The 19,802-nt window shown below is 38.0% G+C and carries 17 protein-coding genes; 16 read left to right on the forward strand and 1 reads right to left on the reverse strand.

Annotation, left to right across the window (positions count from 1 at the left end; translation table 11 throughout):
• Positions 1 to 203 precede the first annotated feature (203 nt).
• A complete protein-coding gene (locus ACKTSC_RS05490) occupies positions 204 to 689 on the reverse strand; it encodes an arginine repressor (protein WP_332580330.1) in 486 nt (161 codons plus the stop codon).
• 389 nt (positions 690 to 1,078) lie between these two features.
• Between ACKTSC_RS05490 and rpsB the strand changes: the two genes are divergently transcribed.
• The 16 genes from rpsB (at position 1,079) to ACKTSC_RS05570 (ending at position 19,767) form a co-directional block, all read left to right on the forward strand.
• Positions 1,079 to 1,876, forward strand: coding sequence for a 30S ribosomal protein S2 (rpsB, locus tag ACKTSC_RS05495; protein ID WP_332653427.1), 798 nt, complete (start codon positions 1,079 to 1,081; stop codon positions 1,874 to 1,876).
• Between the two features lie 79 nt (positions 1,877 to 1,955).
• Positions 1,956 to 2,840, forward strand: a complete 885-nt coding sequence (gene tsf / locus ACKTSC_RS05500; protein WP_332581116.1) for a translation elongation factor Ts — start codon at positions 1,956 to 1,958, stop codon at positions 2,838 to 2,840.
• A gap of 129 nt (positions 2,841 to 2,969) precedes the next feature.
• On the forward strand, positions 2,970 to 3,692 hold the full coding sequence (gene pyrH, locus ACKTSC_RS05505; RefSeq protein WP_071858314.1) for a UMP kinase: 723 nt from the start codon (positions 2,970 to 2,972) through the stop codon (positions 3,690 to 3,692).
• Between the two features lies 1 nt (position 3,693).
• Positions 3,694 to 4,251, forward strand: coding sequence for a ribosome recycling factor (gene frr, locus ACKTSC_RS05510; RefSeq protein WP_332581115.1), 558 nt, complete (start codon positions 3,694 to 3,696; stop codon positions 4,249 to 4,251).
• A 184-nt stretch (positions 4,252 to 4,435) separates the two neighbouring features.
• Positions 4,436 to 5,236: an isoprenyl transferase gene (locus ACKTSC_RS05515; RefSeq protein WP_407857061.1), complete on the forward strand. Its 801-nt coding sequence runs from the start codon at positions 4,436 to 4,438 to the stop codon at positions 5,234 to 5,236.
• Positions 5,233 to 6,027, forward strand: coding sequence for a phosphatidate cytidylyltransferase (locus ACKTSC_RS05520; RefSeq protein ID WP_407857062.1), 795 nt, complete (start codon positions 5,233 to 5,235; stop codon positions 6,025 to 6,027). The genes ACKTSC_RS05515 and ACKTSC_RS05520 overlap by 4 nt, the downstream gene beginning before the upstream one ends.
• Before the next feature lie 164 nt (positions 6,028 to 6,191).
• Complete coding sequence (gene rseP, locus ACKTSC_RS05525; RefSeq protein WP_407857116.1) at positions 6,192 to 7,460, forward strand: RIP metalloprotease RseP; 1,269 nt, start codon at positions 6,192 to 6,194, stop codon at positions 7,458 to 7,460.
• 149 nt (positions 7,461 to 7,609) lie between these two features.
• On the forward strand, positions 7,610 to 11,935 hold the full coding sequence (locus ACKTSC_RS05530) for a PolC-type DNA polymerase III (protein ID WP_407857117.1): 4,326 nt from the start codon (positions 7,610 to 7,612) through the stop codon (positions 11,933 to 11,935).
• 166 nt (positions 11,936 to 12,101) lie between these two features.
• The gene (rimP, locus tag ACKTSC_RS05535; protein WP_332581111.1) at positions 12,102 to 12,575 is read left to right on the forward strand and encodes a ribosome maturation factor RimP; all 474 of its coding nucleotides are present in this window, start codon (positions 12,102 to 12,104) and stop codon (positions 12,573 to 12,575) included.
• A gap of 57 nt (positions 12,576 to 12,632) precedes the next feature.
• Complete coding sequence (gene nusA, locus ACKTSC_RS05540) at positions 12,633 to 13,835, forward strand: transcription termination factor NusA (RefSeq protein WP_407857063.1); 1,203 nt, start codon at positions 12,633 to 12,635, stop codon at positions 13,833 to 13,835.
• Between the two features lie 18 nt (positions 13,836 to 13,853).
• On the forward strand, positions 13,854 to 14,150 hold the full coding sequence (gene rnpM, locus ACKTSC_RS05545) for an RNase P modulator RnpM (protein WP_332581109.1): 297 nt from the start codon (positions 13,854 to 13,856) through the stop codon (positions 14,148 to 14,150).
• Entirely contained in the window at positions 14,143 to 14,445 is a 303-nt protein-coding gene (locus ACKTSC_RS05550; protein ID WP_407857064.1) for a L7Ae/L30e/S12e/Gadd45 family ribosomal protein, read from the forward strand. Before rnpM ends, ACKTSC_RS05550 begins: the two co-directional genes overlap by 8 nt.
• Before the next feature lie 12 nt (positions 14,446 to 14,457).
• Positions 14,458 to 16,806, forward strand: coding sequence for a translation initiation factor IF-2 (infB, locus tag ACKTSC_RS05555; RefSeq protein ID WP_407857065.1), 2,349 nt, complete (start codon positions 14,458 to 14,460; stop codon positions 16,804 to 16,806).
• A 124-nt stretch (positions 16,807 to 16,930) separates the two neighbouring features.
• Entirely contained in the window at positions 16,931 to 17,278 is a 348-nt protein-coding gene (rbfA, locus tag ACKTSC_RS05560) for a 30S ribosome-binding factor RbfA (RefSeq protein ID WP_332581105.1), read from the forward strand.
• A 121-nt stretch (positions 17,279 to 17,399) separates the two neighbouring features.
• A complete protein-coding gene (locus ACKTSC_RS05565) occupies positions 17,400 to 17,690 on the forward strand; it encodes a hypothetical protein (protein WP_332581104.1) in 291 nt (96 codons plus the stop codon).
• Between the two features lie 4 nt (positions 17,691 to 17,694).
• Positions 17,695 to 19,767 (forward strand): cation:proton antiporter, encoded by a 2,073-nt coding sequence (locus ACKTSC_RS05570; RefSeq protein WP_407857066.1) that lies wholly within the window; start codon positions 17,695 to 17,697, stop codon positions 19,765 to 19,767.
• Positions 19,768 to 19,802: the final 35 nt, after the last annotated feature.

A 19,802-nucleotide genomic window follows, 5' to 3' on the forward strand; every position in this document is an offset into this window, starting at 1 on the left:
GAGATATATTTATTTTTGGAAATTGTTATTTAGTATGACTTTTATATAGATTTAGGTAAAGGGAATGGATCGATTACTAGTTGTAGGCGGAGCATTATTACTATTTAAGCGAAACACACGTAAAAATATACACTAAGTAAAAGAACGATGAATAGACAAAAAGCGACCCTAATGTATTAGGATCGCTTTTACTTTATGTTAAATTAACTTTGCGTGAAGATCGATCCCTGTGTGGGGTCTTTTAAAAATTCAGTGACTTTCTCTGCGTCCGCTGGAGTGCGAGAGATCACAATGATGGTATCAAAGCTTGCCATTGTAGCAACGATGTATTCGCTAGACAGATCATCTAAAACAGCAGCCAATAAATGGGCATTGTCAGGAATCGTCCCTACGATAGTCATAAATTGAACAGTATCGACTTTTACAATTACTTCATCAGTCATTCGAATCAAACGTTTGATATCGTCATCTTCAGTTGGTACAGGATGTTCTTGGAACAATTCAAAGCGCGGTTTGCCTGTCTCATCGATTGTTTTAACAATCTTTAAGTCCCGGATATCTCTTGAAATCGTCGCTTGCGTTGCAGAAACATGTTGTGCATTGAGATGATCCATCAATTCATTTTGATTTCGAATGGGATTCTCAGAAATAATTTGTTTAATCAATTCGTGCCGGTCTTTTTTTCGCATAAAAATGCTCCTTACCTTAATAGTAATGAACTAATTTTTGTTTGAAATTAGTCAGAATCAAGTAGTGTCAGCTTTAAACCTTCGAGCATTAAACAATCTAAGTCAGCTCCAGAAAAGGATTAAATGAAAATACAAGATAATATTTATGCACTCAGTATAGCAGAAAAAGTTTTTTTAAGCATTATTATAGGATAAATATTAATCATAAAAAGAAGAATAAAAAAGATTGATTTATTACAAATAGTCTTGTATAATTACTAATTGTGTGTAGGCGACTACATACAAAAAATCCACATTCTGACTTGATTTATAAGGCGGTGCTGCTTGTCAGTTCCTTATAAAGAAGAGAGCAGGAGAGGAAAACAAAAAACCAATTGGAGGAATCACAAATGTCAGTATTGTCTATGAAACAATTACTAGAAGCCGGCGTACACTTCGGTCACCAAACTCGTCGCTGGAACCCAAAAATGAAAAAATATATCTTCACAGAAAGAAACGGAATCTACATCATTGACTTACAAAAAACAGTTAAATTAGTAGATGCTGCTTACGATTACATGAAAGATGTTGCTGAAGACGGCGGCGTTGCATTGTTCGTAGGAACTAAGAAACAAGCTCAAGAAGCTATTAAAGAAGAAGCTATCCGCGCTGGTCAATACTATGTAAACCACCGTTGGTTAGGTGGAACTTTAACTAACTGGGACACAATCCAAAAACGTATTGCTCGTTTGAAACAAATCAACGCTATGGAAGCTGACGGTACTTTTGAAGTATTGCCTAAAAAAGAAGTTGTTGGTTTGAACAAAGAACGGGAACGTTTAGAAAAATTCTTAGGCGGTATCGCTGATATGCCTCGCATCCCTGATGTTATGTATATCGTTGATCCTCGTAAAGAACGTATTGCTGTTCAAGAAGCTCAAAAATTAAACATCCCAATCGTTGCTATGGTTGATACAAACTGCGATCCAGATGAAATCGACGTAGTTATCCCTTCAAATGACGATGCTATCCGCGCCGTGAAATTAATCACTGCTAAAATGGCTGATGCATTCATCGAAGGAAACCAAGGTGAAGATCAAGTAGCAGAAGCAGACTTCGCAGCTGAAGATGGCGGACAAGCAACTTCAATCGAAGAAATCGTTGATGTAGTGGAAGGCGACAACGCTTCTACTGAATCAGCTGAATAATTTCGTAGCATATGCTGCTTCAAAGTAAATAATATCCTTTGAAGCAGCTTTTTTTATAAAATCTAAGGAGGCCCTTAAAATGGCAGACGTAACAGCTAAAATGGTAAAAGAACTACGCGACATGACTGGCGTAGGTATGATGGATGCGAAACGTGCATTAGTAGAAGTAGAAGGCGATATCGAAAAAGCTGTCGATCTTTTACGTGAAAAAGGTATGGCTAAAGCAGCTAAGAAAAATGACCGTATCGCTGCTGAAGGTTTAGCTTCAGTTGCAATCAACGGAAACACTGCTGCAATCGTAGAAGTAAACTCTGAAACAGACTTCGTTTCTAAAAACGAAATGTTCCAAGATTTAGTTAAAGAAATTGCTTCTTTAGTTGCTGAAAACAAACCAGCAGACATGGATGCTGCAATGAAATTAACTACTTCTAAAGGCGAAACTTTAGAAGCAGCTTTAATCGAAGCTACACAAGTTATTGGCGAACGCATCAACTTCCGTCGTTTTGAAGTTGTTGAAAAAGAAGATAATGCTGCATTTGGCGGTTACCTACACATGGGCGGACGTATTGCTGTGTTAGCTTTATTAAATGGTACTACTGACGAATCTGTGGCTAAAGATGTTGCTATGCACGTAGCTGCAATCAACCCTCGTTATGTTGACGAAAGTCAAATTCCTGAATCAGAATTAGAACACGAAAAAACTGTTCTAACTGAACAAGCATTAAACGAAGGCAAACCTGCTAATATCGTTGAAAAAATGGTTATTGGTCGTTTGAATAAATTTAAAGCAGAAATCGCTTTGGTTGACCAACCATTCGTTAAAGATCCTGATATGACTGTTGAAAAATATGTATCTTCTAAAGGTGCTACAGTTGCAAGCTTCGTTCGTTTTGAAGTTGGCGAAGGTATCGAAAAACGTGAAGATAACTTTGTTGAAGAAGTTATGAGCCAAATCAAAAAATAATTCTGTTTTAACTAACAGTCGGGAACGCATATAACTGTGCGCTCCCTTTTTTTAAGCAAATTCAAAATAGGCTCGCTTCAAGAACAGAATATGCTAAAATATCAGTAGAGTGACAGTGGAGGTATTGTGATGAATGAACCAAAGTATAAACGTGTAGTATTGAAACTCAGCGGAGAAGCTTTAGCCGGCGATGAAAAATTTGGGATCAATCCACCTGTGATCCAAGAAATCGTTGAAGAAATCAAAGAAGTCCATGATTTAGGTATCGAAATGGCAATTATTGTTGGTGGCGGAAATATTTGGCGTGGACAAATCGGTGCTCAAATGGGTATGGAACGTGCACAAGCAGATTATATGGGAATGTTGGCAACTGTTATGAATGCATTGGCATTACAAGATGCGTTAGAAAATATCGATGTCCCAACTCGTGTTCAAACATCAATCGAAATGCGTCAAATTGCTGAACCGTATATCCGTCGTAAAGCGGAACGTCACCTTGAAAAAGGACGTATCGTAATTTTTGCCGGAGGAACAGGAAATCCTTACTTCTCAACAGATACGACTGCGGCTTTGAGAGCTGCGGAAGTAAATGCTGATGTTATCTTAATGGCGAAAAATAATGTTGATGGTGTCTATTCAGCAGATCCAAAACTTGATGAAAATGCAGTGAAATATGATGAATTGACTCATTTAGATGTCATCTCAAAAGGATTACAAGTCATGGATTCAACAGCAAGCTCATTAAGTATGGACAATGATATTCCACTTGTTGTATTCAACTTAAATGAAACTGGAAATATTAAACGGGTCGTACTCGGCGAAAACATCGGGACAACCGTAAGGGGGAAATAATATGGCAGATGCAGTAATGAACGAAGCAAAAGATAAAATGAAAAAAGCTCAAGAGGCGTTACAACGTCAATTGGGTCAAATCCGTGCTGGACGTGCGAATGCAAGTTTACTTGACCGTATCTCAGTAGATTACTATGGAGTGCCAACACCAGTAAATCAAATGGCTTCTATCACGATTCCGGAAGCTCGTGTGTTGATGGTTACACCATTCGATAAAAATATGATCAAAGATGTGGAAAAAGCGATCTTGGCTAGCGACATTGGTTTGAATCCTGCGAATGACGGAAATGTGATTCGTTTGGTGATTCCTCAATTAACAGAAGAACGTCGTAAAGAATTAGCAAAAGAAGTGAAAAAAGAATCTGAAGGTGCTAAAATTGCGGTTCGTAATATTCGTCGTGATGCAATGGATGATTACAAAAAACAACAAAAAAATGGCGATCTAACAGAAGATGATCTACGTAGTCTTGAAAAAGACATCCAAACGTTGACTGATGACAATATCAAAGCAATCGATGAAATTGTTTCAGAAAAAGAAAAAGAATTGTTAGAAGTATAAGCAAACAGATCAAAGTCTGGAGAATTTATTCTTCAGACTTTTTTTTATTGAAAACAGTCGTTGAATCATTGAAAAAGGCTAAAGGAATCGAAATTCCCATAGGAATCACCTGAGTTTATTGATATAATGTCAGATGACTTTTCAAAAGTATTTGGTTACTTATATTAATGAAGGAGGAAAAAACATGGTTTTACGATTTTTTCCACAAAAACAAAAATATACTCCTGAAGAATCTTCGTTCATTTTTAATCATGAAGGAGCTATTCCGAAGCATATCGCGATTATAATGGACGGCAATGGACGTTGGGCACAAAATCGTAGGCTACCAAGAATTGCTGGTCACAAAGAAGGCATGGAGACGGTTAAAAAAATTACGAAGCATGCGAATCGTTTAGGAGTAAAGGTGCTAACGCTATATGCCTTTTCAACGGAGAATTGGAAACGCCCAGAAGAAGAAGTCAGCTTTTTGATGCAGCTGCCAGTGGACTTTTTTGATACCTTTGTGCCAGAGTTGATTGAAGAGAATGTTCAGGTGCAAGTAATGGGTTACGAAGAATATCTGCCTGCACATACTCAAGATGCCGTTAAACGAGCAATCGAACAAACAGCTCAAAACGATGGGTTAGTTCTGAATTTTGCTTTGAATTATGGTAGTCGGGCAGAAATTGTTACGGGAATCAAAGAGATGGCACAAGAAGTGAAGGCGGGGACGCTTGAAATTGATTCAATCGATGATGATATTGTAGGGGATCATTTGATGACTGGTTTTCTGCCTAAAGAATTACGTGATCCAGAATTGGTGATCCGTACAAGCGGTGAAGAACGAATCAGTAACTTCTTGCTTTGGCAATTGGCCTATAGCGAGTTATATTTTACTAAAGCTTTATGGCCAGATTTTGACGGAGATCATTTGGAAGCGGCCATTGCTTCATTTCAACAACGAAACCGTCGTTTTGGCGGTTTAAATAAGGAGGAGAAAAAATGAGACAACGAGTAATCACTGCAGTCGTCGCATTAGTGATCTTTATTCCGATATTGTATGTCGGTGGGGTCGTACTTGAAGTAGCGGCAGCTGTCTTAGCTGGAATCGGTGTGTATGAACTATTTCGAATGAAAGGACTAGCAATCCTAAGTTTTGAAGGCGTGCTATCTATATTAGGAGCTGTTTTTCTTGTCTTGCCAGCCGAACGCTGGATGCCATTTTTAAGCGGGAACAATAGCAACTTTTTATTATTTTACTTAACAGTCATGATTATTTTAGGTTTTTCAGTAGTATCGAAAAATACTTATACAATTGATGAAGCTGGCTTTCCAGTCATCGTCAGTCTATATGTAGGTGTGGGATTCCAAAACTTAGTAACTGCCCGAGCAAATAGCTTAGCTATTTTATTGTTTGCCTTCTTTATTGTTTGGTCAACAGATATCGGTGCATATATGGTTGGACGCCAAATTGGAAAACATAAACTTTGGCCAGAGATTTCACCAAATAAAACAACTGAAGGAGCCTTAGGCGGAATTGCTTCAGCAATTGTTGTAGCGATCATCTTCTTTTTAGTTCAACCAGCTGTTTTCCATCATAATTTAGTAACGATCATCCTCTTTACTTTTATTTTCTCAATCGTTGGTCAATTTGGCGATTTAGTAGAATCAGCGATCAAACGTCATTATGATGTGAAAGATTCAGGGAATATTTTGCCTGGCCATGGCGGTATCTTAGACCGTTTTGACAGCATGTTGTTTGTCTTTCCAATGATGCATTTATTAGGTTTATTCTAAAAGAGCGGTGACGCTCTTTTTTTTTTAGGATCAGCTTTAAAAAAAGACTTGATCCTTTCTGTATTTTTAAATTTTCTATGAAATCATAAGGAATGGAATCAATTTTTTTAAGACTATGATAAACTAACGTTAAGAAACTTGAGAAGGTAGGATTAGGATAAATGGTGCGTACAATAATTACGTTTTTAATTGTTTTTGGTGTTCTTGTCATCGTTCATGAATTCGGACATTTCTTTTTTGCTAAACGGGCTGGAATTTTAGTTCGAGAATTTTCGATCGGCATGGGTCCAAAATTGATTGCTCATATGGCTCAAGATGGTACAACATATACGTTAAGACTACTGCCAATTGGTGGTTATGTTCGGATGGCAGGTTTAGAAGATGAAGAAACAGAATTGAGTCCGGGGATGCCTCTCTCTGTTGAATTGACGCCACAAAACGAAGTGAAGCGAATCAACGTCAGTAAAAAGGTACATTTGCCAAATAGCGTTCCGATGGAATTGATCGCGGCGGATTTAGCAGGCGATTTAACGATCAAAGGATATGTGAATGGAGACGAAAGTCAAGAAACAATCTATCACGTTCAACATGATGCAACAGTTATTGAAGAAAATGGTACTGAAGTACGCATTGCGCCAAGAGATGTCCAATTTCAGTCAGCAAAATTAGGCGCTCGAATTATGACAAATTTTGCTGGACCGATGAATAATTTTATTTTAACAATTGTTTTATTCATTGCATTAGCCTTTTTGCAAGGAGGCGTAGCGGATTATAATACAAATCAAATCGGTGAAGTTCAAGCGGGAAGTCCTGCGGCTGCAGCTGGATTGAAAGATAATGACGCTATCGTCTCGATCGACGGGAAAAAAATCAACAAATGGGAAGATTTAACTGGCGCAGTAACGAATAAACCGGGGAAAAAACTTTCAGTTGTCATTGATCAAAACGGCAAACAAAAAACGGTTGAAATGACCGCTAACAGTGTAAAAAGTAATGGAGAGAAAATCGGTCAAATCGGTGTGGCTCCTTATTATAAAACTGGTTTTGGTGACAAAGTTATCGGTGGATTGACTCAGTCTTGGGATATGACCAAACAAATCTTCAGTGCATTGGGTTCACTTTTCAGCGGTTTTAGCTTGGACAAACTCGGCGGCCCTGTAATGATGTATCAAATGTCTTCCGAAGCATCAAAACAAGGTGTGAAGACAGTTATTTACTTAATGGCATTATTATCTGTCAATTTAGGGATCGTCAATCTATTACCGATTCCAGCGTTTGATGGAGGTAAAATTTTGCTGAACTTTATTGAAGGGATTCGTGGGAAACCGCTCGATCCAGATAAAGAAGGTATGATCACCATGATCGGGTTTGGTTTTATCATGTTCTTGATGATCTTAGTAACGTGGAATGATATCCAACGCTTCTTCTTTTAATCAAACAGAGATTAGTTTGGACAATCAAAAAAGGTTTGAGACATTAAATTGTCACAAACCTTTTTCTAATGCAATCATAAAAAAAAACAGGTATACTGGAACATACTTGAAAAAGTGAAGGAGATGCCATTTTGTCTAAAAATCGTGAAATGTTCGAAAACTTATTACGACAAATTGAATTGGCTGAAACAGAACAACAACATCCGATGATTCAAGCATCAGAGATCAAAGAAGTTGTCGTTCATGAAAAATCACGGGTATGGGAATTTTTTATCCAAACACCAGAGATTTTACCAGCTAAACTATTCCATGCGTTTTATCAAAAATTACAAATCGCATTTCAATCAATCGCGAAAGTAAAATTACATATTGTTCCGCTAGAAGATCAATTTTCTGAGGAGGCATTGCAACAGTATTGGCAATTTGCTCTTGGGGAGCAAGACTGCGATACACCGCTGGTCAAACAAGTGTTAAGCAAAACACTACCTTTGGTTCAAGAAAAACGAATCGTTTTATTGATCGATAATGAAACGGTTATTCCATTTTTGAAACAGCAATATTTGCCTTTGATCGAAGAGAACTTAGTTTCTTATGGCTTTCCACATTTACGGATCGATCCTGAGGTCGATAAAGAGCAAGCAGATAAGAAATTAAAAGAATTTGAAGTCCGTAAGCAAGAGCAAGCCCAAGCGATGCAAGAACAGGCTGCAGCAAGTTTGGCACAATACGAGTCGAAGAAAAAAGAGAAGAAAGAAAGTTCCGCCCATTTTGATGGTCCGATCCAAATGGGTCGTAATATTCCTTCAGACGAAGCGATCACGCCGATGGGAAATATCATCGAAGAAGAACGCCGCATTACGATTGAAGGGTTCATCTTTGATAAGGAAGTCCGTGAGCTGCGTTCGAAACGAAAAATTTTGATTTTGAAAATGACAGACTATACTTCATCTTTCGTAGTCAAGAAATTTTCTAATGGTGAAAAAGACGAAGCTATTTTTGATGCTATTTCAAACAATAGTTGGATTCGTGTTCGAGGAAGCGTTCAAGAAGATACGTTTATGCGTGATTTAGTGATGAACGCGCAAGATATTCAAGAAGTAAAACATCCCGAACGTCAAGATACATCTACCGAAAAAAGATCAGAATTACATTTGCATACGAATATGAGTACAATGGATGCTATCAATAGTGCATCTGATCTAGTTGCTCAAGCAGGTAAATGGGGACACAAAGCAATTGCGATTACCGATCATGGTGGCGCCCAATCTTTTCCAGAAGCCCATGCAGCAGGCAAAAAAGCGGGTGTGAAAATCTTATACGGTGTTGAGGCTAATGTTGTTTCAGATGGAGTGCCAATCGCCTATAATGATGCACACGTTTCATTGACAGATGCTACGTATGTCGTATTCGATGTGGAAACCACGGGTTTATCTGCTGTTTATGATACGATCATTGAACTCGCGGCTGTGAAGATGCACAAAGGAAATGTAATTGAAACATTTGAAGAATTCATTGACCCTGGACATCCATTATCTGAAACAACGATTAATTTAACCGGCATCACTGATGAAATGGTTCGCGGATCTAAACCAGAAAAAGAAGTAATGGAACTATTTGAAAAATTCTGTGAAGATGCGATTTTAGTGGCCCACAATGCGACGTTTGATATCGGATTTATTAATACGACCTATGTTCGTCATAACATGGAAGAGACACCTAATCCAGTTATTGATACGTTAGAATTAGCTCGCTACTTATATCCTGAATTCAAACGATTTGGATTAGGAGTACTGACGAAAAAATTTGGTGTAGGCTTAGAACAGCATCACCGAGCAGTCTATGATGCCGAAGCAACGGGACACTTAGCTTGGATTTTTGTTAAGGAAGCAATAGAAAAACACGAAATGAATTATCATGACCAATTGAACGATCACGTAGGTGAAGGTGATTCTTATAAGCGAGCGCGTCCATTCCACGCAACGATTCTAGCGAAAAATCAAGCTGGGCTGAAAGATTTGTTTAAATTGATCTCTATGTCGAATATTGATTATTTTGAACGTGTCCCTCGAATTCCACGGTCGCAGTTAAATAAAATGCGTGAGAACTTATTGATTGGATCTGCATGTTCTCAAGGTGAGATTTTTGAAGCAATGATGCAAAAAGGGGTAGAAGAAGCAAAGAACCGCGCCGCTTTTTATGATTACATCGAAGTGATGCCTAAAGCTGTTTACGCGCCATTGATTGAACAAGAATTAGTGAAAAATGAAGCTGATTTGGAAGATATTTTACGTAACTTGATTCAGATTGGGAAAGAGCTGGACAAAACGGTCATAGCGACAGGTGATGTCCATTATCTAAATAAAGAAGATGCGATTTATCGTAAAATCTTGATTAGTTCTATGGGTGGTGCTAATCCTCTGAACCGCCATAGTCTTCCAGATGTCCATTTCCGAACGACAGATGAAATGTTGCAAGCCTTTAGTTTTTTAGGTCCTGAATTAGCAAAAGAAATCGTAATCGATGGTCCTAATACGATTGTAGATACATGTGAAGAAATTATTCCGGTCAAAGATGATCTATATACGCCGAAGATTCCTGGATCAGAAGAAGAAATCAAAAAATTAAGTTACGATCGTGCACGAGAATTGTACGGGGATCCATTACCAGACATTATTGAGAAACGTCTTGAGAAAGAATTGACTTCGATCATTGGTAATGGTTTCTCCGTTATCTATTTGATTGCTCAAAAACTTGTTCATAAAAGTAATGCTGATGGTTATTTGGTTGGTTCACGGGGGTCAGTCGGATCAAGTTTTGTTGCGACAATGACCGGGATCACGGAAGTAAATCCTTTGCCACCACATTATTATTGTCCAGACTGTCAATACTCAGAATTTTTTGAGGACGGCTCTTACGGTTCTGGTTTCGATATGCCAGAAAAAGCATGTCCGAAATGTGGCGCACGCTTGAATAAAGACGGCCATGATATTCCCTTTGAAACGTTCTTAGGTTTCCATGGAGATAAAGTTCCCGATATTGATTTAAACTTTTCTGGTGATTATCAAGCAGAAGCGCACAACTATACAAAAGTATTGTTTGGTGAAGAGTATGTTTATCGTGCCGGAACGATCGGTACGGTCGCAGAAAAAACAGCCTATGGTTTTGTTAAAGGGTATGAACGCGATCATAATTTAAATTTCCGTAATGCAGAAGTTGATCGATTAGTTAAAGGCGCTACGGGAGTCAAACGAACAACTGGACAACATCCGGGAGGGATTATTGTTATTCCCGATTATATGGATGTGTATGATTTTACACCGATCCAATATCCAGCGGATGATCAAAACTCTGAATGGAAAACCACCCATTTTGATTTCCATTCGATCCATGATAACGTCTTGAAATTGGATATCCTAGGTCACGATGACCCAACAGTAATTCGGATGCTGCAAGAATTATCTGGCGTCGATCCTAAGACGATTCCGACAGATGATCCAGAAGTTATGAAAATTTTTGCTGGTCCACAAGTGTTGAATGTCGAACCTGATCAAATTTATTCCAAAACTGGAACGTTAGGAATTCCTGAATTTGGAACCCGTTTTGTCCGAGGAATGTTAGAAGAGACAGCTCCTACGACTTTTGCGGAATTATTACAAATTTCTGGACTTTCTCACGGTACCGACGTTTGGTTAGGGAATGCTGAAGAATTGATCAGTCGTGGCGAGGCCAATCTAGCTGAAGTAATTGGTTGTCGGGATGATATCATGGTGTACTTGATCCATGCTGGTTTAGATAGTGGGATGGCTTTCAAAATTATGGAAACAGTGCGTAAAGGACAGTGGAATAAAATCCCTGATGAATTACGTGAAACGTATCTAACAGCTATGAAAGAGAATAATGTCCCTGATTGGTATATCGATTCATGTTCAAAAATCAAATACATGTTCCCGAAAGCCCATGCGGCAGCTTATGTATTGATGGCCTTGCGGGTGGCTTACTTTAAAGTTTATTTTCCAATTCTTTATTACTGCGCGTATTTTTCTGTCCGAGCAGATGATTTTGATTTAGTGGCGATGGCTAAAGGAAAAGATGCTGTCAAAGCAGCGATGAAAGCCATCACTGATAAAGGTATGGATGCATCAACAAAAGAAAAAAATCAACTGACTGTTTTAGAATTATGTAATGAGATGTTAGAGCGTGGCTTCCATTTTGGGATGATCGATTTATACAAATCAGATGCGCAAGATTTTGTGATCGATGGCGATACATTGATTGCACCTTTCCGGGCGGTTCCTGGTCTGGGCTTGAACGTAGCTAAACAAATCGTTGAAGCACGCAAAGATGGAATTTTCTTATCTAAAGAAGATCTTGCTTCACGGGGGAAAGTTTCTAAAACATTGATTGAATATATGGATACTCATGGTGTATTGAAAGATTTGCCAGATGAAAATCAACTTTCATTATTTGATATGTAAAGAAAAAGATAAATTCAATTTTGAAATGAAAGAAAACATAGTTTTGAAAATGACACGGTTGAATTTTCAAAAAAATTATGCTACTATAAATAAGTAATCATAGACTGATGGTGAGTGAGCGGAATTTTCGCTCACTCTTTTTAATGGAATAAAGGAGGCTGACAGTTTGAGCAGTGTAGTCGAAACAGTGACTGACTTAGTAACACCGATTTTAGATGAACAAAATTTTGAGTTGGTCGAAGTCGAATTCGTCAAAGAAGGAAAAAGTTGGTTTTTGAGAGTATTTATTGATAAAGAAGGCGGCATCGATATTGAAGAATGTGTCTTCGTTAGTGAAAAACTTAGCGACAAGTTAGATTTGGCTGATCCCGATCCAATTCCACAGGAGTACTTTCTCGAGGTGTCTTCACCTGGGGCAGAACGTCCATTGAAGAAAGAAACGGATTATCAAAAAGCAATGGGACAATATATCAATGTTTCGCTTTATCAAAATGTCGATGGTGAAAAACAATATCAAGGTTTCTTGAAAGAACTAACAGAAGATGAATTGACATTAACTGTTAAGATCAAGACACGGACAAAAGACATTGTTTTTGATCGTAAAAACATTGCGAAAGCGCGTTTTGCAATTGAATTTTAAATTTTAACAGTCATAGTGAAGCATGATGTGTTAATTTGAACTAGGAGGAAATAAGTAATGAGTAAAGAAATGCTGAATGCGTTGGATACTCTAGAAGCAGAAAAAGGTATTTCAAAAGAAATCGTGATCGATGCATTGGAGGCAGCCTTAGTATCTGCTTACAAACGTCATTATGGTCAATCACAAAATGTAGAAGTGGACTTCAATGAGAAAAAAGGCGATATCCACGTATACGCAGTGAAAGAAGTGACAGAAGAAGTCATGGATTCACAATTAGAAGTATCATTAAAAGATGCGATGGAAATCAACCCTGCATATGAAATCGGCGATACAATCCGCTTTGAAGTAACACCGAAAGATTTTGGCCGAATTGCTGCTCAAACAGCGAAACAAGTTATCTTACAACGTGTTCGTGAAGCAGAACGCAATATTATTTATAATGAATATAGCGCGTACGAAAATGACATCATGCAAGGTGTAGTGGAACGTCAAGATAACCGCTATATCTATGTGAATTTAGGCAAGATCGAAGCTGTTCTTTCAAAACAAGATCAAATTCCTAATGAACATTACAAACCACATGATCGTATCAAAGTGTATGTTTCTCGTGTAGAAAATACATCAAAAGGACCACAAGTTTTCGTAAGCCGTAGTCATCCAGATTTATTGCGCCGCTTATTCGAACAAGAAATTCCTGAAGTCTATGATGGAATCGTTGAAATCGTAAGCATTGCTCGTGAAGCGGGAGACCGTGCAAAAGTTGCTGTTCGTTCTACTGATCCTAACATCGATCCAGTTGGAACATGTGTGGGACCAAAAGGACAACGTGTCCAAGCAATCGTTAACGAACTAAAAGGCGAAAACATGGACATCGTTGAGTGGAATGAAGATCCTGCTGTATTCATCGCAAATTCTTTAAATCCTGCTCAAGTAGAAGATGTGATCTTCGATGTCCGTAATACAAAATTCTGTACAGTAGTCGTTCCTGACTATCAATTATCATTAGCCATTGGTAAACGTGGACAAAATGCCCGTTTAGCAGCTAAATTAACGGCACACAAGATTGACATTAAATCTGAATCTGATATGGCAGAATTTTATGCCAACTACGATGAAACAGCTGTCGAAGAAGCAATCGAAGATACAGAAGCAGAAGTAAAAGAAGTAGCAGAAGTAAAAGAAGCAACAACAGAAGTTCCAGAAGAAATCGTAGTAGAAACAGAAGATACAGAAACAATTGTTTCTGATCCAGAAGAATAGGCATTGGAGGACAAGCAAATGAAAAAGCGAAAAGTTCCTTTGCGTAAATCAGTCGTTTCCGGTGAAATGTTCCCAAAAAAAGATTTAATCCGCATTGCTAAGTCTAAAGAAGGCGAAGTTTCGATTGACCCTTCTGGCAAGAAACCTGGACGAGGCGCTTATGTGGCGTTGGAACCGGCGGAAGTAGAAGAGGCTTGGAAAAAGAAGATCTTAGACCGCACGCTAGGAACCGACTTAAGCGATGAATTTTATCAAGAATTACTTGATTATGTGAAACACCAAAAAGCTAGAAAAGAGCTCTTTAGTAATGGATAAGCAAAAGGTCTTGAACATGTTAGGCCTTGCGATGCGTGCAGGCAAACTGATCACAGGAGAAGAATTGACGATCAATGATATTCGTAAGAATAAAGTTCGTTTAGTGATCGTCACTACTGATGCGAGTGAAAACACTCAGAAAAAATTACTAGATAAAAGCAAGTACTATAAAACGACATGTTTTGTAGAATTTACTCAAGAGGAGATTTTAGGTGCGATTGGTAAACCTCGAAAAGTTATCGGGATCTTAGACCAAGGCTTCGCCAAAAAAATCATGTCGTTAATAACAGGTTAGGAAGGTGATTGCATGGGAAACAAAAGAGTATACGAATTTGCAAAAGAAGTGGATCAATCAAGTAAAGATGTTGTAGAAAAAGCACAGACTTTAGGTATTGACGTAAAAAATCATATGGGTTCGTTGTCTGGAGACGATGAATCAAAATTGAAACAAGCTTTTTCTAGCAAGACGCAAACTACGACTCAAGCAAAACCATCAGCTAACCAGCACGAGAAACCAAAATTTCAAGGGAAGAGCTCAAAGAACAACCCAAACTTCCAGAATAGAAAAGGGACTAAAGACTTGACACAAAATAATAATCAGAACAACTCAGCGAACGCAAACCGTTCGAACCAAGGACAACAACGTCCAGCGCAAAACAATTCAAGCCAAGCACCTCGTTCAAACCAAAATGGTAGCAATCAAGGACAACGCTCGAATGACAACAATCAAAACCGCAACAATAGCAATAATCGAAATAATTACGGTAATCAAAATCGTAACAATAGTTTTGGTGGTAATCAAAACCGCAATAAAAACAAATTTAATAAAAAAGGGAAAAAAGGCAAGTATCAAACTAGTCAAAAACCTGCTGTGCCACCACGTAAATTCCGTGAACTTCCTGAAGTTTTGGAATACACAGATGGCATGAACGTCGCTGATATCGCGAAAAAAATTCACCGCGAGCCAGCTGAAATCATCAAAAAATTATTCATGATGGGTGTTATGGTCAACCAAAACCAACCATTGGATAAAGATACCATCGAATTATTAGCCACAGACTACGGTATCGAAGCACAAGAAAAAGTAACGATTGATATTGCTGATATCGACCGCTTCTTTGATGCTGAAGAAGTTGATGAAGACAAATTAGTTTCTCGACCACCAGTAGTAACAATCATGGGACACGTTGACCATGGTAAAACAACTCTTTTAGATACTTTACGCCATTCTCGTGTAACAAGCGGCGAAGCAGGTGGTATCACGCAGCATATCGGTGCTTACCAAATCGATATCAATGGAAAACCAATTACTTTCTTAGATACACCAGGACATGCGGCTTTCACAAGCATGCGTGCACGTGGAGCAAGTATCACAGATATTACTATTTTAGTTGTTGCAGCTGATGACGGAGTAATGCCTCAAACAATCGAAGCAATCAACCATGCAAAGGCAGCGAAAGTGCCAATTATCGTGGCAGTCAACAAAATCGATAAACCAGGTGCGAATCCACAACATGTAATGCAAGAATTAAGTGAATATGAATTGATTCCTGAATCATGGGGTGGCGATACGATTTTTGTAGAAATCTCTGCAAAATTCAACCAAAATATTGAAGAATTATTGGAAATGATTCTTTTAGTAGCTGAAGTAGAAGATCTAAAAGCTGATCCAACACAACACGGTATCGGTACAGTTATCGAAGCTCGTTTAGATAAAGGTAAAGGACCGGTTGCTACATTATTAGTTCAACAAGGAACAGTTAATGTTGGAGACCCAATCGTAGTAGGTAATACTTACGGACGTGTACGTGTTATGACGAATGACATTGGCCGCCGTGATAAATCAGCTGGTCCTGCAACACCAGTCGAAATTACTGGTTTGAATGATGTTCCTCAAGCGGGTGATCGTTTTGCTACTTTTGAAGATGAAAAAACAGCTCGTGCTGCCGGTGAAGAACGTGCTAAACGTGCATTGCTTGAACATCGTAATGCCAACGCTCGCGTAACATTAGATAACTTGTTCGAATCACTTAAAGAAGGTGAATTGAAAGAAGTTAACGTTATTATTAAAGCCGACGTACAAGGTTCTGCTGAAGCATTGGCAGCATCATTGAAGAAAATCGATGTCGAAGGCGTTCGTGTAAAAATCGTCCATTCAGCTGTTGGCGCAATCAACGAAAGTGATGTTACATTAGCTGCTGCAAGTAATGCGATTATCATTGGATTCAATGTTCGTCCAACACCGCAAGCAAAACAACAAGCATCTGCTGAAGAAGTCGATATCCGTTTGCACCGTATCATCTACAAAGCAATCGAAGAAATCGAAACAGCAATGACAGGACTGCTTGATCCTGAATTTGAAGAAAAAATTACTGGTCAAATGACTGTCCGTGAAACATATAAAGTTTCTAAAGTCGGTATCATTGCTGGTTGTTATGTCAATGAAGGCTCAATCCAACGTGATAGCGGAGTTCGTATCATCCGTGATGGAATCGTTATTTACGAAGGCAAGTTAGCCAGCTTGAAACGCTTCAAAGACGATGTTAAAGAAGTTAAAATGGGCTACGAATGTGGCGCTATGGTTGAAAATTATAACGATCTTAAAGTCGATGATGTTATCGAAGGATTCGTTATGCAAGAAGTGAAGAAAAAATAAATTTAGATCACCTTCTTTAACGCAAATGATGTTTCTTAGGACATACTGCTGATAGCCTTAGGTGGCTATTGGTAGTATGATAAAGAAGAGATACTTTTTAATAAGTAACAAGGAGGTAGCTAGTATGCCAAATTATCGCGATCGTCGTCTTGCACAAGAAATCTTAAAAGAGATCAATGATATTTTACGTAAAAAAGTACGTGATCCTCGTGTTCAAGATGTAAATATCACTGATGTTCATGTAACAGGTGACTTACAGCAAGCTACGATTTATTACAGCTTATTGTCTGATAAAGCTTCAGATAAGCAAAAGGCGCAAGAAGGATTGACAAAAGCAAGTGGTTTAATGCGTCGTGAATTAGGTCAAGCATTGTCAATTTATAAAACACCGGAACTATTTTTCGAATTAGATGAATCCGTTGAATACGGCTCTAAAATTGATCAAATGATCCGCGATTTAAATAAAGAATAAATTCTTTAAAACTCGAATTTTTTTTCGAGTTTTTTTTGCATTATTGGTAAAATACTGTTACATTGTATGAAGTTTGTAATTAATCCTTTTGCTGGATATTTCAAGGAGGCAAAGTCAAGAAATGACGACAGAATTTGAAGAACGGATGAAAGCTCTACACAAGGAATTTGATGAATTAAGCCCAGAAGAGCGTAAAGCCGTGAAGCAAAAAATCAAAAGAATCAATGTGTTGACGTCCCGTAAACTAGAACGAATGAAACATGAATTGTTACGCATGGAAACCAAAAGAGCACAGCTGTCTTTAGATGGCGAATCAAAAGAATTGTCAGAATTAGAAGATCGTATTATAAATAAAAAAAGAGAATTCTTAAAAGTATTGTTTAAAGCAAAAGAGAATTGTTCAAAGAGGTGAGTGAATGGGCCTAGTTGAGATTATTATCGTCATAGCCATTGCCATAACCTTATCGAATGTATTAGCAAAAGTCTTGCCATCATTCCCCATTTTTATGATTCAAATTATTATTGGTATTATTCTTGGTTTAACAGAGGTTGGAAATTCGATTAATTTTGAATCAGAAGTTTTTCTGGTCATGATTATTGCTCCATTGCTGTTTCGTGAAGGCGAAACAGCAGATATCCCATCAATTTTGAAACATTTTGGATTGATCTTGTTACTAGCTTTTGGAGGTGTCATATTTACACTTTTCGGATTAGGATTCGTTCTGCATCGGATCGTTCCCGCCATTCCTTTTGCGGCCTGTTTAGCCTTCGGAGCATCTTTAGGTCCGACAGATGCGGTTGCAGTAAGTTCATTGGCAAAGCGGTTGAATATTCCGGATTCTATCATGCATGTGTTAGAAGGGGAAGGATTGATCAATGATGCGACCGGTGTTACGGCCTTCCAGTTTGCTGTCGCGGCACTTTTAACGGGACAATTTTCAGCTGCTGATGCTTCTATCTCATTGGTTGAATCTAGTATCGTGGGTGTTTTAGTCGGATTAGTCATTATGTGGGTCAAAAATGAGGTTATTAAAATAATTGAGCGGATATCGGCTCAAGATATTTCCGCTTATTTATTGATTGAATTGATTTTGCCATTCGCTGCTTATTTTATTGCTGAATTATTCCATGCATCAGGAATTATTGCTGCAGTTGTAACCGGTGTGTTGCAGGCTAAAGGTTTCCGTAGAGTAAATCTATTTGAAGCTCAGTTAGCAAATGTTACAGAAACATCTTGGAATACGATCGGCTTCATGCTGAATGCATTGGTCTTTATCTTTTTAGGGATCGAATTATCGCAAGTCTTTTCACCAGTTTGGAATAGTCGGAACTATTCAAACTTACATTTGTTAGAAATTGTTGTATTTTTGACAGCATTATTATTTATTTTACGGTTCTTGTTTGTTAGTGGCTTTTACATTTTGACTCAAGGTTGGAGAAAAAGCCATGAACAATTGAGAGATCGCTTATTGTTAACTTTTGGTGGTGTAAAAGGAACGGTCAGTATTGCAACAATTTTTATTTTGCCTACGACGATTAATGGAATGGATTTTCCAGAACGTTCCTTGCTTTTATTTATTACTGCATGTGTCACGTTCTTAACCCTGATTATCGGAATGATTTTATTACCGATAATTTCTGAGGGTGAAGTGATACCTCAGACCGATCCGAAGTTGATGTTGATTTTTAGAGATGTGATCAGTCAACTTTATGATGATCTGGAGAACAAAGAACTGAGTGAAAAAGAGCGATTTGCTCTGCAGGCAGTGATCGCTAATTACCAAAATCGTGTACAATTAGTTTTTAATAACTCAATGCCTGAAAGTGCACAACAAGAGTTTCAAGAAATTCAAGCCTTGATCATTTCGGTGGAGCGAGATGGTTTAGATGAGAGCTTCCGCCGTCATGTAATTGACTCTGGGGCCTATCGTTTGTATTCGCGCTTCATTTCAAATGTATCGGAATCGGTAGCCAAACAAATGCTTTCTTTACTTAGTTTTTGGCTAATTTTTGTGAGACGGATTATTCGAATCATTTCACATCCTAAAATGTTTTGGGAACGCCGTAAAAATCAGCGAGAAACTGTTGATAATGAAGATATATCTGCACTCAGAAAAGTCTTTTTACGAAATAGTGAAGCGATTTTAGACAGTTTGGAAAATTTACGTGATGTTTATGATGAAGACTTAATTGATTTCTTTGTTGATGAACGAAAAAATTTGATGAAACAAGTCGAAAATCATGGTTTATTTGGAACCTATTTGATCCAACAAGATCCACTATATTCAAAAGAATTGATTCGCGGTTTTTATTTAGAACGGAAATTGATTGATGAATATGAAGTAAAAGGAGATATTAGTAACTTTGTAGCTAATGATTATCGCCATCAAGTCAATCAATTGGAATCTTATGCCATTCAAGAGCCAGTTGATCCAACGATCAATTTTGTAATTGATCGACGTAAAAAGAAAAAAAATAGAAATAAATAAACCATCATACTTGTTATGATGGTTTTTCTTTGGCC

Origin of the sequence: Enterococcus hailinensis (assembly GCF_045862035.1) — a bacterium.
In the GTDB taxonomy this organism is placed as follows: domain Bacteria; phylum Bacillota; class Bacilli; order Lactobacillales; family Enterococcaceae; genus Enterococcus_A; species Enterococcus_A hailinensis.